The 15,036-nt window shown below is 43.6% G+C and carries 15 protein-coding genes; 5 read left to right on the forward strand and 10 right to left on the reverse strand.

Going from position 1 to position 15,036, the window contains the following annotated elements; genetic code table 11:
* Window positions 1–78: 78 nt before the first annotated feature.
* The 3 genes from Len3610_RS10715 to Len3610_RS10725 all read left to right on the forward strand — a co-directional run bounded on the left by Len3610_RS10715 (window position 79) and on the right by Len3610_RS10725 (window position 2,803).
* Window positions 79–2,133 (forward strand): thioredoxin domain-containing protein, encoded by a 2,055-nt coding sequence (locus tag Len3610_RS10715; RefSeq protein ID WP_176447941.1) that lies wholly within the window; start codon window positions 79–81, stop codon window positions 2,131–2,133.
* A gap of 122 nt (window positions 2,134–2,255) precedes the next feature.
* Complete coding sequence (locus tag Len3610_RS10720) at window positions 2,256–2,393, forward strand: hypothetical protein (protein ID WP_176447942.1); 138 nt, start codon at window positions 2,256–2,258, stop codon at window positions 2,391–2,393.
* A gap of 59 nt (window positions 2,394–2,452) precedes the next feature.
* On the forward strand, window positions 2,453–2,803 hold the full coding sequence (locus Len3610_RS10725; protein WP_176447943.1) for a hypothetical protein: 351 nt from the start codon (window positions 2,453–2,455) through the stop codon (window positions 2,801–2,803).
* Window positions 2,804–2,908: 105 nt separating this feature from the next.
* On the opposite strand, the gene Len3610_RS10730 is transcribed toward Len3610_RS10725, so the two are convergent.
* The 4 genes from Len3610_RS10730 to Len3610_RS10745 form a co-directional block, all read right to left on the reverse strand.
* Window positions 2,909–3,148, reverse strand: a complete 240-nt coding sequence (locus tag Len3610_RS10730) for a ferredoxin family protein (protein ID WP_176447944.1) — start codon at window positions 3,146–3,148, stop codon at window positions 2,909–2,911.
* Window positions 3,149–3,221: 73 nt separating this feature from the next.
* A complete protein-coding gene (locus tag Len3610_RS10735) occupies window positions 3,222–3,533 on the reverse strand; it encodes a CHY zinc finger protein (RefSeq protein ID WP_176447945.1) in 312 nt (103 codons plus the stop codon).
* A gap of 25 nt (window positions 3,534–3,558) precedes the next feature.
* Entirely contained in the window at window positions 3,559–5,082 is a 1,524-nt protein-coding gene (locus Len3610_RS10740) for an AbgT family transporter (protein WP_176447946.1), read from the reverse strand.
* Between the two features lie 81 nt (window positions 5,083–5,163).
* A complete protein-coding gene (locus Len3610_RS10745; RefSeq protein ID WP_176447947.1) occupies window positions 5,164–7,320 on the reverse strand; it encodes a DNA topoisomerase III in 2,157 nt (718 codons plus the stop codon).
* Between the two features lie 134 nt (window positions 7,321–7,454).
* On the opposite strand from Len3610_RS10745, the gene ytaF reads away from it, so the two are divergent.
* Window positions 7,455–8,075 (forward strand): sporulation membrane protein YtaF, encoded by a 621-nt coding sequence (gene ytaF, locus Len3610_RS10750; RefSeq protein ID WP_369693568.1) that lies wholly within the window; start codon window positions 7,455–7,457, stop codon window positions 8,073–8,075.
* A gap of 394 nt (window positions 8,076–8,469) precedes the next feature.
* Here the strand turns inward: ytaF and Len3610_RS10755 are convergent, their stop codons facing one another.
* The 3 genes from Len3610_RS10755 to Len3610_RS10765 form a co-directional block, all read right to left on the reverse strand.
* Window positions 8,470–8,745 carry a hypothetical protein gene (locus Len3610_RS10755; protein ID WP_176447949.1) on the reverse strand — a complete coding sequence of 92 codons (276 nt, stop codon included), beginning with the start codon at window positions 8,743–8,745 and terminating at the stop codon, window positions 8,470–8,472.
* Between the two features lie 254 nt (window positions 8,746–8,999).
* Window positions 9,000–10,553 (reverse strand): Na+/H+ antiporter NhaC family protein, encoded by a 1,554-nt coding sequence (locus Len3610_RS10760; RefSeq protein WP_176447950.1) that lies wholly within the window; start codon window positions 10,551–10,553, stop codon window positions 9,000–9,002.
* Window positions 10,554–10,800: 247 nt separating this feature from the next.
* Entirely contained in the window at window positions 10,801–11,004 is a 204-nt protein-coding gene (locus Len3610_RS10765; RefSeq protein ID WP_176447951.1) for an alpha/beta-type small acid-soluble spore protein, read from the reverse strand.
* 370 nt (window positions 11,005–11,374) lie between these two features.
* Between Len3610_RS10765 and Len3610_RS10770 the strand changes: the two genes are divergently transcribed.
* A complete protein-coding gene (locus tag Len3610_RS10770; RefSeq protein WP_176447952.1) occupies window positions 11,375–12,157 on the forward strand; it encodes an HAD family hydrolase in 783 nt (260 codons plus the stop codon).
* Between the two features lie 70 nt (window positions 12,158–12,227).
* Here the strand turns inward: Len3610_RS10770 and Len3610_RS10775 are convergent, their stop codons facing one another.
* The 3 genes from Len3610_RS10775 to Len3610_RS10785 form a co-directional block, all read right to left on the reverse strand.
* Window positions 12,228–13,211, reverse strand: a complete 984-nt coding sequence (locus Len3610_RS10775; protein ID WP_176447953.1) for a Gfo/Idh/MocA family protein — start codon at window positions 13,209–13,211, stop codon at window positions 12,228–12,230.
* 151 nt (window positions 13,212–13,362) lie between these two features.
* A complete protein-coding gene (locus Len3610_RS10780; RefSeq protein ID WP_176447954.1) occupies window positions 13,363–13,692 on the reverse strand; it encodes a PTS lactose/cellobiose transporter subunit IIA in 330 nt (109 codons plus the stop codon).
* Between the two features lie 34 nt (window positions 13,693–13,726).
* The gene (locus Len3610_RS10785; RefSeq protein WP_255259562.1) at window positions 13,727–15,025 is read right to left on the reverse strand and encodes a PTS sugar transporter subunit IIC; all 1,299 of its coding nucleotides are present in this window, start codon (window positions 15,023–15,025) and stop codon (window positions 13,727–13,729) included.
* Window positions 15,026–15,036: the final 11 nt, after the last annotated feature.

Here is a 15,036-nt window from a genome sequence, read left to right on the forward strand (position 1 = left end):
GTTTCTGTATTTTTGAATTTAATTTCATTTATCAGTTAGACTAGGACTGAACTAATTCAGAAAGGAGATGATGTCACCATGTCTAAAGAGCATCGTCATGCTAACAGATTGGTCAATGAAAAAAGTCCATACCTGTTGCAGCATGCTTATAACCCTGTAGATTGGTTTCCATGGGGAGATGAAGCTTTCGAAAAAGCCAAACAGGAAGATAAGCCGATCTTTCTTTCGGTGGGCTACTCCACTTGCCATTGGTGTCACGTCCTTGCCCATGAGTCGTTTGAGGATGAGGAAGTGGCATCCTATTTAAACGATCATTACATTGCCATCAAAGTCGACCGTGAAGAGCGGCCCGATATTGATTCAGTGTATATGAAAGTCTGCCAAATGATGACCGGACAGGGCGGATGGCCGCTATCCATTTTTATGACACCGGATAAAGTGCCGTTTTATGCCGGGACATATTTTCCGCGCAACAGCAAATACGGCATGCCCGGTTTTATGGACGTTATCACACAGCTTTATGAAAAATATAAACAGGATCCCGACCGTATCGCCGAAGTGACTAAAAGTGTGACCGATGCACTGGCGAAAACTGTTTCGGCCAAAAGTGATCACCGGCTGACTAAAGACATCACAGACAAAGCTTTCGAACAACTTGAAAAACGCTTTGATTCCACGTATGGCGGTTTTGGTTCAGCACCAAAATTTCCAACACCGCAGAATTTGCTGTATCTCGTGAGGTACTATCATTTCACCGGTAACACCGCTGCACTGGAAATGGCCGAAAGCACATTGCAGGCCATGGCTCGCGGCGGGATTTACGATCATGTCGGGTTCGGCTTTGCACGCTATTCCACCGATGAAAAATGGCTCGTTCCGCACTTTGAAAAAATGCTTTATGATAATGCGTTGCTGCTGATGGCATATACGGAATGTTATCAGATAACCGGCAACCCGCATTATAAAGAAATCAGTGAGCAGATCATTACATTTGTCATGCGGGAGATGTTCAGTTCGGAAGGCGGTTTTTATTCAGCGATTGATGCTGATTCAGAAGGCGTTGAAGGCAAATATTATGTTTGGGATTATGATGAGATTTTTAACATCCTTGGTGAAGAATACGGTGATTTGTATACATCCGTTTATGGCATGACACTGGAAGGTAACTTCGAAGGAAAAAATATCCCAAACTTGCTGAGCACTGATATGGAAGAAATCGCAGAGGATCATGGTTTAACATTAACCGAACTTCACCAGAAACTGGATGTTGCCCGAAAACAACTGTTGTCAGCACGTGAGGAGCGCGTTCATCCGCATGTGGATGATAAAATCCTGACTTCATGGAATGCCATGATGATTGCCGCACTGGCCAAAGCCGGTAAAGTTTTTGAAAAACCGGAATACACAAGGACGGCTGAAACCAGTATCCATTTTATTGAACAGCATCTTATTCAGGATAACAGGGTTATGGCGCGCTATCGTGACGGCGAAGTGAAATATAACGGTTACTTGGATGATTACGCCTTTTTACTGTGGGCTTATGAGGAACTGTATGAAGCAACGTTTTCATTGCCCTATCTGAAACAGGCACGCTACCTGACCGAAGAGATGATTGATTTATTCTGGGATAACGAACAGGGTGGTTTCTTCTTCAATGGATATGACAGCGAAGAACTGCTGTCACGGGAAAAAGAAGTTTACGATGGCGCTCTTCCCTCAGGCAATGGGGTGGCAGCTGTCATGCTCGGCAAAATAGGCTATTTGACAGGCGAAACAGCCTATCTGGATAAACTGGACGGCATGTACTACAGCTTTTACGACGACATTGGTCAAGTTCCCGTTGCGGGTATCCATTTCATTCAGAGCCTGCTGTTGATGGAAAATCCAACAAAAGAAGTGGTTATTCTCGGTGCAGCGGGGTCATTCACTTCAGAACTTCAACAATTGTTTTTGCCTGATGTAACACTGCTTGCGAGCAACGATTCAGAGCAGTTGGCTGAGATCGCGCCCTTCACATCCGAATATAAACAGCTGGATGGTGAAGTGACGATTTACGTATGCGAAAACTTTGCATGCCATCAGCCAACGACCGATACGGCGAAAGCATGGGAATACATTCGAAATCGCCGCTGAAGCTGTGACCTTCAGCGGCTTTTTGTGAACTTTAGCGAATCACTGTGAATTTCATTCGTTCTGGTGACGTTCGAATTAATGTTATACTATTAAAATCAGCATATATTCAAAGGAGCATTCCCATGAAGAAAGTCAAAATGAACGTACAAACCATGTACCACGGCGAACTCCTCCGTGCAGGCAAAACGTATGAAGTGGAAGATTCGACTGCTGATCGCTGGATTGCCAGTAAAATTGCAGAAAAAGTCGAAAAAGAATAGATGTTCTATAGTATTCTATCAGAAGAAAATGTATACTGGAGCAGAAGAAGGTGAAATAAATGGATAAACAAATGGCGCACATGGAAGACATGCTTTCCCAGCTCATCACCATGGTTGGCAGCATGCGAACTGAGCAGACTGAAATGAAGGAAAAGTTGACCGGGATTGAAAATGAACAGGCTGAAATGAAGGAAAGATTGACCGGGATTGAAAATGAACAATCTGCTATGAAAAAAGATCTGAATACGTTAAAAGAAGACCAATGGACCATGAAAACAGAGAGTGACAGACGTCACCGTGAAATTATGGATGAATTTAAAATCCTGCGGGCTGATCAGGATCATATCTGGAATAAGACAGTCCACAACGAACGTGATATTGCTCAATTAAAATACCAGGTTTCAAATTAAAACCTCTTCGTATCCTCATAAACAGCACAATATTCAGCAAAACAAAACCCTCGTACCATGTCCTCAGGAAGACATATACAAGGGTTTTTCATCTATCATGAACGGTCACCTGTCAGCAAAAAATGCTTCTGCCTCATCCAGGTATTTTTCCTGTTCGGGAGTCATATCATACTCTTCAACAATGGCATCGACCGGGCATACTGATACGCATGCGCCACAATCAATACACACATCCGGATCTATGTAAAATTGCTCCGGTCCTTCCTCGATACAATCAACCGGACAGACCGTTACACATTCGCCGGACTTTTCACCACGGCATGGATCCAGTATCACAAACGCCACTATCATACCCTCCTTCCGTATCTCTACCTAATGATACATGATACCGCACCGGCAAGTAAACTGCTTGTAGTACTTATTTTTCAAAATACAGATGATAATGCAATGCACAGCCTGGATTAAAGGCTGCATGACAAGAAGGGCAGCGGTAACTGCTCCCGAGATATTCGTTTATCGTCAGTTCTGTTTGGCAGTTCCCGCACAGAATCGCTTTCTGGTCAAAATCTTTGCGCGGCCAGACCTTTTCATCGCCACAACCGTATTGCTTATGACATTTAAAACATGGAAAATAATCACCGCAACAGTAGAATTTAATCGCGATTCGATCGTTTTTAGCATGATAGTGTTCACAACGTGTTTCCTGATCAATTGCGCCTTTTATTTTCATTTCAGGCCCCCCCTTGTTTTCAAACTTAAACGTGAATACCAATTCCCGGGCCAAATGGAATACCCAGAAACGCAAAAGCTAAAAATAGCATTATCCAGACAACCAAAAAAATCATGCTGTACGGCAACATTAGCGCCATCAGTGTTCCAAGACCGGCTTTTTTATCGTACTCTCTCATAAATGCCAATACAATAACAAAATACGGGTTCATCGGCGTCACAACACTTGTCGATGATTCACCAACGCGATAGGCTGCCTGGATAAATGCGGGGTGGTAATCCAAATAATAAAACATTTGCAGAAAGACAGGCGCTTGAAGGGCCCACTGGGCAGACCCGCTGAAGACCACCAGATTCAGTACAGCGCTCAGCAAAATAAACATGGCGACAACTGTCAAGCCCGTCATCTCAACCGATTGCAGAAATGATGCGCCCGTCACTGCCAGCCACGATCCAATATTTGTCCATTCAAAATAGGCTATAAACTGTGACACAGCAAAAATAAGTACAATAAAACCGGACATATCTTTCATCGCTTCTCCCATATATTTGGCAATCGACCGGGTATTCTCAATTTTATTCAATGTGACGCCATATGTGATACCAATCGTCATGAAAAACAGCATGATAATCGGGACGATACCGGAGATAAATGGTGATGGGATCATACCACCATCATCGTTGCGAAGCGGTGATCCTGGCCAAGCCACAATGAAAACCAGAAATCCAATGTATATAACAGCGGCAATAACAGCGTTCTGAAGCCCCTTTTTCTCCTCCGGGGTGGTTTCTTCAAACTCCCTTGTCATACCACCATCATAATGGCCAAGTCTTGGTTCAACAATTTTTTCCGTAATCAAGCCGCCTGTCACGGTGAGCACAAGTGACGAAACGAGCATGAAGTACCAGTTATCAACCGGCGTGACCGTTGCCGCACCTTCAATGGTTTGCATCACTTCTGCTGATATTCCGGATAAAACAGCATCTGTGTTGGCTACGGTAACATTGGCTGTAAAACCGGCGCCCACTCCGGCAAATCCGGCAGCCAGTCCGGCCAAAGGATGCCTGCCAACATTGTAAAACACCATAGCCGCAAGCGGTGGGACAATAACGAATGCAGCATCGGCAGCAAGATTGCCAATGATACCGGTGAACACAACCGCATACGTAACCAGTGCTTGTGGTGCACGAAGAATGGTATTTTTAATAACCGCCTCCAGCAATCCGACTTTATTTGCAAGCCCGACACCAAGCATCATCGTCAGCACGATTCCAAGTGGGGCGAACCCGACAAAATTTTCGATGACCGATGTGACGATGAACTGTATCCCTTCAGTCGACAGCAAATTCCGAATCGACACCTGTTCGTCACTTCCGGGCTGTGTAAACGTCACGTCAAATAATGAGATAAACCCGGACATTATAATAATCATTATGGCTAGAAAGACGAATAACATGAATGGATCAGGCAATTTGTTTCCGATTCGTTCTATAACATTCAGAAATCGGGCAAACCCGGCATTTTTTTCCTGGTTTGTTTCGTTCGCCATTACAACACCTCCTCTAATGGGCATTATAAACTTAATCTTAAAAAAAGAACCCTCGCTGATGCAAGGATTCTTGTCCGTGATTCATTCTTTTAACTTGGACAAGGCGTCTGCCAGGGCATTATTTTTAAACCCGTCGTCCTGATTTTTCAAGTATTTATTGACATCTTTTTTGGAGACTTTCTGGTTCTTCTCCTGTTCCTTCCGTTTGTTGAATGTTGACAGTTTTTCCCGGTGCCCGCATTGGCATGTGAAAGTTTTTCCTTCACCTTCACCACGCAGTTCCATCCGCTTATGACAGTTCGGACATCTGGCATTTGTTCGTTTGAATATATTCTTCTTATAACCGCATGACCGATCCTGACAGGCAAGCATCCGGCCTTTCTTATTATCAATTTCCATCATGAGCTTGCCACAGCTCGGGCATTTACTGCCGGTCAAATTGTCATGTTTAAACGTTTCATCGCTCGTTTTTATCTCATGGACGATTTCTTTTGTATAACCTTTAATCTCGCTGATAAAATGCTTTTTATCCAATTTGCCTTCCGCTATCTGACTTAGTTTGTTTTCCCATTCAGCGGTGAGTGCCGGTGAGCGTAAATCTTCCGGTACCAGATCAAGCAATTGCCGGCCTTTTGATGTTGTGAAAATATGTTTGCCCCGCAATTCCATCAGCTGGCTGTTAAACAATTTTTCAATAATATCAGCACGTGTGGCCACAGTACCAATCCCACCGGTTTTATTGATGGTTTTGGCAAGATGCTTTTCATCCTGATTCATATAGCGTACCGGATTTTCCATTGCCTGCAGGAGCGCGCCCTCGGTAAAACGTTCCGGCGGTTTCGTTTCACCGGTTGTCATGTTAATGCTGACATCCGATAATGTTGCACCCTGCTGAACGTCAGGCAACTGTTCCTCCGCTTCATCATTGTCATTGTAAATGGCTTTCCAGCCTTGTTTTTTAATATTTTTTCCTTTCGCCGTGAAACGTTCGCCGCCGATATCCACTTCAACGGTAAGCTGTTCGTATTCATAAGGATCGGACAGAACAGCGAGGAACCGTTTCACAACAAGATCATAAATTTTCCGTTCCTGATTGTTCAAATCACCCAGCACGGGAGGTTCTTCTGTTGGGATGATCGCATGGTGGTCGGATACTTGCGCATTGTTCACGACTGATTTCGGAAGGTTAAAATGCTTGTTCATTAATTTGCCCGCCACACGTTTATAGTCATCAACATTAACTGCCTTCACCCGGTCTTTCAGTGTCGGTACAATATCCGTTGACAGCACGCGTGAGTCAGTCCTTGGATACGTGAGAACCTTATGCTGTTCATACAATTTTTGCATGAGAGACAATGTTTGTTTTCCGGATAATCCGAAAATACGGTTGGCATCCCGTTGCAGTTCCGTCAGATCATACAATTGCGGTGCATGTTTTTTCTTATAAGCTTTATTAATGTTTACAACTTTACCCGTCTTTCCTTTCAATTGATTGAGCAGTTTTTCCGCCTTATCTTCGGCAAAAATACGACTGTTATTTTTGCCGTCCTGCCATGTCAGTTTCATACCGGCGCTTGTCTTCGCTTCAATACCGTAATATGTCTGCGGCTTGAATGCGTTAATTTCCTTCTCCCTCGTCCGCACCATCGCCAATGTCGGGGTTTGCACACGGCCTGTCGACAGCTGGGCGTTGAATTTTGTTGTCAGTGCACGCGTTGCGTTTAACCCGACATACCAATCTGCCTCTGAACGTGCCACTGCTGATGCATAGAGATTTTCATATTGTTTGCCTGGTTTTAAATGGTTGAAGCCTTCCCGAATAGCTTTATCAGTAACCGAAGAAATCCAGAGACGTTTGACTGGTTTATTGACACGCGCTTTTTCAATAATCCAACGGGCAACGAGCTCACCTTCACGACCGGCGTCAGTTGCAATCACAATGTCGCCGGCATCTTTGCGATTCAATTGTGTTTTGACCGCATTAAATTGATTGCCGGATTTTTTAATGACAACAAGCTTTAAACGGTCCGGCAGCATTGGCAAATCATCGAGACGCCATGTTTTCCATTTATCCTCATACATTTCCGGGTCAGCTAGGGTAACCAGATGCCCCAACGCCCACGTTACGATATATTTCGATCCTTCCATATAGCCGTTTCCCTTTTTCTTACAGTTCAGCACGCGGGCAATGTCCCGGCCGACGGAAGGCTTTTCTGCTAATACAACGGTTTTACTCATAGAAAATAAATTCCTCTCTCTAAAATTTTCTTCTAATACTGTAACACAATTTGCGTTGATATGTGCGCCTTTCACACGATCCTGTCATTCCCATACACTATGAAAGACACAGTTACGAAAGGAAAATGATATCGATGCTTTATTATACCGGATTAATCCTGTTAATTATCGGAGTCAGTATTGACGGATTTGGCGTCGGTATGTCATATGGAATGCGGCGTGTTCGCGTGCCGCCTGCAGCTATTGGAATTATTATGTTCTGTTCCGGTTTGATTGTCTATATTTCAATGACAATTGGCCATGTGCTTAAATCATTTATCACACCCGGTATAGCGGATAATATAGGCGGAATTATCCTGTTGGTCATTGGTGTTTACAGTTTATATAATGTATTGCGTTCCAAGCAAGAGCCGCCTGCTGTAACATCTTCAGAGGATGAAACGTGGAATCATTTTAAAACCGTCATGAGTCAGCCGCAGCAGGCAGACCTGGATCAGTCCGGGAGCATTTCGTTGACAGAAGCGGTTCTGCTCGGTATAGCTCTGGCAATTGATGCATTTGGAGCGGGATTAGGTGCTGCAATGCTGGGATATTCACCTATCGCAACCGCCCTGTCAATTGCTTTGATGAGCGGATTGCTGTTGTTATGCGGTATTCGGATCGGCCACCATTTGGCAGCAAAAAAATGGACGCAGAAATTGATTTTGCTACCTCCATTCCTGCTTATTTTATTAGGGATTTTTAATATAATATGACACAGAAAAGGTTATCCCGCATCTAACGGGCGTAACCTCCCGGAAAAAGGAGATAACTGTTCGTAAATGTCGTATTCTTACTGCAGGGATTTAAATTACAATAGTGAAAGAATCCAGCCAATCACAACAATAGCACCTATTATCATTAATATAGTTCGTATCATCCCATTCATCCTTTCAGAAATTACTGTCTAACCACAACTTACCCTGAAAGGAAAACCTGAAAACTTAATCCTCTATTACGTGATAACATTCAGTAGGACTGTAACTATGGAGACACTGAAAAATGTGATACTGGATACGCGTTCTGGTTCCGAATCAAATTCATTTGAGTCTGAATAATTAAATATCTGCCTTCATGACAGAGGCAGATATCCAATCAGTTACGATTCAATTACGCATTTCGATAAGTTTCAACAAGTGATGTCACGATGAACCCGATCGCAGCTGCAAACAGGCTGGCACCACCCCATCCGCCAAAACCAAGACCAATCATTTCGATTTTAACAAATGATGAGATTGTCACCATAACGATGCCGGCAACAAATGCTATCACTGCAGGCACGTAAATACCATAGCCGCTGTTTGACGATGCCACGGTGATAATAATATTAATAATCATAATGACAACCAGTAATGAAATGCCCATAACTAAAGCCAAATTAAACATGAAATCACCTCAACATATCTTAATCAACTATATACCAGTTTATCTATACGCTGATACAAAGTCAATTTAATGCTAACACAACCACAATTTTTCAGAAGAATCAATTTTTTGCGGCGTGAAATCGGTTATTGGCCCGATTGAGAACTGGATTGAATAGTTATTAAAAAACAAGACGGAAAAGGACTGACGATACGCCGGCAATCCTTTTCCGTCATACACTCGAGACGATTTTTTACAATCAGCACAGATTCGTTTTATTCTGCTGTCTCATATTCGTTCGGTATCGGTTTACCCCACATTTTATTCAGAATGAAAGCGAGGATAAACAGTGTAACAGCACCAACGATGAGCGCTAATACCGGTGAACCCGATATCCCTGCGACCAGGAAGGAAATAATACCGCTGATTCCGGCAGTGATCGCATACGGTATCTGCGTATTGACGTGATCAACAAGGTCACTGGACGAACCTGCTGAAGATAGGATAGTCGTATCAGAAATCGGTGAACAATGATCCCCGAAAATGCCACCGCTGAAAACAGCTGCAATGGCCAAATACATCGATATATCCATGGAAGCGGCAAGCGGCATTGCAATTGGAATCATAATCGCAAATGTTCCATATGATGATCCGGTGGTGAACGCAACGATTGCACTGATGATGAATATCAAGACTGGAATGACTGCTGATGATGCAGTCTGTTCAGCAATATTAACGATATATTCAGCTGTACCAAGTTCGGTCGTTATATCGCCAATCGACCATGCGAGTGCCAAAATAATGTAAACAAGCACCATACTCCGGAAGCCGTTTACAATGAGAGACATAGCCTCTTTGAATGAATACAGTTTCTGTTGCATACCCATCAGCATCGCAACAAGACCAGCCACAAAAGCTGCGATCAGTATCGACGTTGCACCATCAGCTTCACCAAACGCGGTCACAAAATTCTGCTCCGGATAACCACCGGTCCACAGAAATAATGGCGGAATCATACCGATAAGTACAACCAGCGGAACAATCATATTTCGCATTTTAGGCGTGTAGTTTTCCGGCATTTCAACATCCATCATTTCATCATCAGATGGCGGCGTTGCATCATCGCGCAGCAATTTACCCGTCGTTCTCGCACGGTATTCTGCCTGTGCCATTGGTCCAAAATCCCACTTCATATAAATGATGATGGCAACAAGAATAATAGCCAAAATGGAATAAAAGTTAAATGGAATGGTAAAAATATACGTCATATATTCTGATTCAGAAATACCTAACTCCGCATACTGTGCACCTATCAATCCCATTACAAAAACAACCCAGGTTGAAACCGGCCCTAAAAGACTGATCGGAGCAGACGTTGAATCAACCACATAGGCCAACTTTTCACGGGATACACGCAATTTGTCAGTCACCGAGCGCATAACACTTCCAACCGTGAGTGCATTAAAGTAATCATCGAAAAAAATTATGAGACCGAATAACATCGTTGAACCTTGTGTACCTCTGGCTGTTTTCACCCTGCCCGAAATTGCATTTGCAATAGCAGTCGCACCGCCCGTTTTTTGCAGAAACGCAATCAAGACTCCAAACAACCCACAGTAAATCAGCACTGTCGCACTCCATGGATCCCCTACACTCGGAATAATAAAATCACTGAAACTTGCATATAGCCCCATAAACGGGTTCCAGTCATACATCATCGTTGCTCCCAGCCATACGCCGGCAAATAAAGCTGGAATAACGTTCCGAGTAATGAGAGCAAGTACAATCGCTATGACAGGAGGCAGCAGCGAAAGTATACCAAACTCCATAGTTTAATCTCCCTTCATTAATAAATGGACTACTGTTATAAAGATATGTCTTATCTTCTCATATTATTTGCATTTATAGAAGATGAAATATTTAACTTTCCAACAAAAATATCGTGAAACTTTAATCAGTATGGGGATAGGACCTTCAGGGTGCCGGTCATGCAACAATTTTTACAAGGAAGAGTTACTGCCCATATACAAAAAGCCGTCCCATAAAAATGGAACGGCTTTACCAGTACAAGTCCGTTTAATGCCTATGATGGCTTTCGGACATGTCTGATTCGGCTATTTTGATCATACGTTTGACCATTTCGCCACCCACAGAGCCGTTTTCACGTGCAGTTGTATCTGCTCCGGGCTGGACACCAAATTCCTGAGCAATTTCCTGTTTCATGTTTTCCATTGCTTCCTCTGCTCCAGTCACCAACAAATCATTTTTGTTATCTGCCACAACTGATCACTCCTCGTGGGATTTCGAACAGCTGAGATTAGCCTGTTCAAGACTATTATTTGGCACGGCCGGGCAATTTACCCCTGTTAAAAATTACATATGTAAGGAAGCTGTCCGATAATTGAACGACATTGAAAATTCTAAGGTTATAAGGCACCCATTCCGCCATCAACGTGATATTGCGACCCCCGTAATAAATCGGCTGTCGTCTGAAGCAGGGAATAGAACCAATTTGGCTTTGCCATCGTAATACCCTCCTCCATAAGTGTTTTGGACTAGTCTAAAATAATGATTTAAAACATTCCTTCGCCAAACATAATGGCATTATGCTAAAATGCATTATAGATTATAAAAACACAAGGAGAGCCACATGACATACAAAATTCTTTTTCTCGATATTGACGGTACCATTTTAAAACCGGATCATACATACTCCGAAATCACAAAACAAGCAATAGCTTCAGTAAAAAAGCAAGGTGTTGAGGTGTTTCTTGCCACAGGCCGGCCGCTTCATGAAATTAGCGTTCTGGCAGGAGATCTGGATATCGATTCATTCATTGCCTATAACGGTGCTTTTGCGATTTATCAAGGTGAAACGATTGTCAACGAACCGATGCCCCAGGATAATATCGAAAAATTTATCGAAATCGCAGCACGTAATGATAACGAACTGATTATGTATACGCGTGATAAGAACTATTTCACAAATCTGGACCGGCCTTTTATCAGTCAGTTTATCGATGTATTCAACCTGAAACAAAATGCAGCATACACACCTGACATAACCGATAAAGTATTAGGGGCGACAATCCTTAATGTCTCACTGGAACAAGTCCCCCTGTATGAAATCGAGTCCAATCTGCGCCTGTCACCGGTTCATGTAAATGGAGCGGAACATAGCTATGATATTCTGCGGAAAAATGTCAACAAAGGCTATTCAGTTGAACAACTTCTCGTTTTTCTGGGACTATCCCGCGAACAGGCCATAGCCTTTGGTGACGGCATGAATGACAAAGAAATGCTGGGTGCTGTCGGTGAAGGTTTTGCCATGGGTAATTCCCATGAAGACCTTTTTCGTTATGCCAAACATAAAACAGCAACTGTTACAGAAGACGGCATTGCATATGGTCTTAAACAGCTTGGCTTGCTTTAGCATACAAGGTCCGGGGGTTACCCGGCCCTAATCCATGCATGAAAAAAGGACCTGTCTAAGGCCCTCCTCATCACTTCTCACAATCAAATATAATTTCGCTGTCATACCGAACATTTTCCGTAACGGCCAATACATCGTAGCTGACGTTTTTTAGCCAGTTGTACGCATTCATATCCCCGGATTCAATAATGCGGGCAAACGCTGTTACTTCGTATACCATATTGTTCGGATGATCATCTGCCCGTAATGGAACTTCTTCCTTGGAGGCATTCATAATCACTCTTGGCTGGTACATGTCCCCTGCATTTTCAAACACTAGCCTCCCTTTCTCACCATGGATTTCACACGTGTTGGAGGACTGGGCTATCTTTGAACAGAGAATCGTTCCCGTGAATTCCGGATAAGTCAGAACGAGTGTACCACTGCCGTCCACGCCGCTCTCGAGCTTCAACGGAAAGTAAGTTGCATCAGTCGGCCTGCCAAACAAACCAACGGCGAGTGACAGCGGATAAACGCCCAGATCGACCAATGCGCCACCCGAAAATTTTGTCGTAAAGATATTCGGCACATCACCCAACAAGTACTTGTCATATCTTGAGGAGTACTGGACAAACGGCAAAATCATACTGCGGACCTGACCGATTTCACGCAAACCTTCCTGCAAACTTGCAAAATTAGGTGCGTGCAGATTGCGCATGGCTTCGAACAGAAAAACACCATTGGCATCAGCAGTCTTGTAAGCTTTTTCCCACTCACGCGTATTGGAAAAAATCGGTTTTTCACAAATGACATGTTTCTGATGGCTCAAAAACGTTATCACGTGTTCATAATGAAGCGAGTTCGGTGATGCAATATAGACGATATCCAAAGCGTCACTGGCCGCCATTTCATTTAAATCGGTAAAAATGTCTTCCGTACCATGCTTGCGTGCAAAGGCCTCCGCTTTATCTGCTTTCCGGGAGTAAACAGCGGTATGCGTTAAGTCTGACGATTCCTTGGCGGCCTCAATAAAAGCATCCGTAATCCAGCCTGTCCCAACTGTTCCAAAATTCATGTTCAGTCCCCTCCCCAATCCAGAATGTCTTTAATGACTGTCCTCTTAACAAAATGCTAGCATACATCAATACTGCTTAACACTTAAAGTTCATAAGTGCCAAGCAGTATTGGTTTCATTGTTTCCTTAAATTTTACCGAGCCTGAAAACGTTAGCCTTCCAGCTTCTCAATCCGTTTTTCAAGCTTTTCGGTCTGTTTCAATTGTTCGATCATCCGCTTAATCAGCTGAAGCTCAGCTTGAGCGGTCATGACATGATCCTGCGCATGGATCATGAAAAAACTTGGCGTTGCTTCCTCATCGCTTTGGATCAGTTCTGTCTGATATTTATGCCCTTTGAGAAACTCATCATTCGCTTCCTCGAGCAATTTTTCAGCTTCTTCAAAGTTATATTCTTCTGCTTCATCAAGTGCTTCGTACGCCGCGCCACGGGCATTTCCGCCGTGCAGGATCAGCTGTGTCATAATTTCTTCATAATTCATTACTTTAAAACACTCCTCTTAACTCTAAGCTGTCTTATGCTTCTTCTGATGCTTTTTCCTCTTGGACAAGCTGTTTATCGTATTGTCTGAAGAATGGCCAATAAATGAGCGCTGCGATCACAGCGTTCATGATTTGCACCAGACCGGCAACCCAGGACCCGCCTGTTGCAATAAAGCCACCGAAGAAGATTGGTACTGTGAATGGCGGCTGGACAACAACCGGTGGCATAACACCCGTTGCAAACAGAATATAGTTAACGGTCACGATTACAACTGGACCCAATACAAACGGGATAATCAGGATTGGGTTCAATACAATTGGCACCCCAAAAATCAACGGCTCATTAATATTGAAAAGTGATGGAATAATCACCGTTTTCCCGACCTGTTTCAATTGAACGGAAGCCGCAAACAGCAAGAATATGGCGAGGCCAAGTGTCGCTCCCGAACCGCCAATATGTGTAAACATATGGAAAAATGGCTCAGTAACAATACCGTTTGCTGCCTCAGGGTTGCCAGCACTAATGGCATCAGCATTTTCAGCCATCTGGGTCATCCAGAACGGGTATGCTACAGATGATACAACGTTCATACCGTGAATACCAATTGACCAGAGCACCAGCATCAATAGAATCATGCCCAATGCAGCCCAGTATGAATTTGATGCTGAGACAAGCGGACTGAACAAATCAAGCACTGCCTGTGGAATGGTGACACCAAAGTTCGCCCAGACAATCCATGCCAACGCCCATACAGCTGGCAAAATAAGCATAAATGGTATAATCGCACGAAAGGTTCGCATAACATACGGCGGCACTCCTGCAGGCATTTCAAACGTAACACCTTTATTAAGCAGAAAACGCATCGCTTCAGTCGTTAAAATACCTAAAATAATGGCTACAAATAAACCTTGTCCACCAAGGTAATTGAGAATTTCACCAAATGGCACCTGCGTAATATCCGTTACCGGGAAGGCAGTCATAAAAAACGCCAGCATCGAGAGTATACCTGCCATAGCCGCATCCATATCATGCCGCTGCGCCAAGCTGTAACCGACACCAAATGCGACCGTCAGCGCCATAATTCCAAATGTCAGGTTATATGGGAACAGTATTTGTCCCTGTATCGGCTGAATCGCTTCCTCCCATGCATTGATAATACCCCAGTCCAATGATGTAGGCGGGTTGGCAATAATCAGGAAAATCGCACCCGTTATAATAACCGGCAACGCAAAAATAACAAAGGCATCCCGGATTGACTGCAAATATTTATTCTGAGCTATCTTGCCCAGAGGTTCCATTAACTTATCTTCCATCCATTCAACCATGCTCATGATTGAATCCC

The sequence above is a fragment of the Lentibacillus sp. CBA3610 genome, from assembly GCF_013373365.1.
Classification (GTDB): domain Bacteria; phylum Bacillota; class Bacilli; order Bacillales; family Amphibacillaceae; genus Lentibacillus.

Bases quoted from the DNA above. Each gene is read 5' to 3' on its own strand.
- Len3610_RS10715 (WP_176447941.1), top strand. From the start codon at position 79: ATGTCTAAAGAGCATCGTCATGCTAACAGATTGGTCAATGAAAAAAGT.
- Len3610_RS10720 (WP_176447942.1), top strand. From the start codon at position 2,256: ATGAAGAAAGTCAAAATGAACGTACAAACCATGTACCACGGCGAACTC.
- Len3610_RS10725 (WP_176447943.1), top strand. From the start codon at position 2,453: ATGGATAAACAAATGGCGCACATGGAAGACATGCTTTCCCAGCTCATC.
- Len3610_RS10735 (WP_176447945.1), bottom strand. From the start codon at position 3,533: ATGAAAATAAAAGGCGCAATTGATCAGGAAACACGTTGTGAACACTAT.
- Len3610_RS10740 (WP_176447946.1), bottom strand. From the start codon at position 5,082: ATGGCGAACGAAACAAACCAGGAAAAAAATGCCGGGTTTGCCCGATTT.
- Len3610_RS10745 (WP_176447947.1), bottom strand. From the start codon at position 7,320: ATGAGTAAAACCGTTGTATTAGCAGAAAAGCCTTCCGTCGGCCGGGAC.
- ytaF (WP_369693568.1), top strand. From the start codon at position 7,455: ATGCTTTATTATACCGGATTAATCCTGTTAATTATCGGAGTCAGTATT.
- Len3610_RS10755 (WP_176447949.1), bottom strand. From the start codon at position 8,745: ATGTTTAATTTGGCTTTAGTTATGGGCATTTCATTACTGGTTGTCATT.
- Len3610_RS10760 (WP_176447950.1), bottom strand. From the start codon at position 10,553: ATGGAGTTTGGTATACTTTCGCTGCTGCCTCCTGTCATAGCGATTGTA.
- Len3610_RS10770 (WP_176447952.1), top strand. From the start codon at position 11,375: ATGACATACAAAATTCTTTTTCTCGATATTGACGGTACCATTTTAAAA.
- Len3610_RS10775 (WP_176447953.1), bottom strand. From the start codon at position 13,211: ATGAATTTTGGAACAGTTGGGACAGGCTGGATTACGGATGCTTTTATT.
- Len3610_RS10780 (WP_176447954.1), bottom strand. From the start codon at position 13,692: ATGAATTATGAAGAAATTATGACACAGCTGATCCTGCACGGCGGAAAT.
- Len3610_RS10785 (WP_255259562.1), bottom strand. From the start codon at position 15,025: ATGAGCATGGTTGAATGGATGGAAGATAAGTTAATGGAACCTCTGGGC.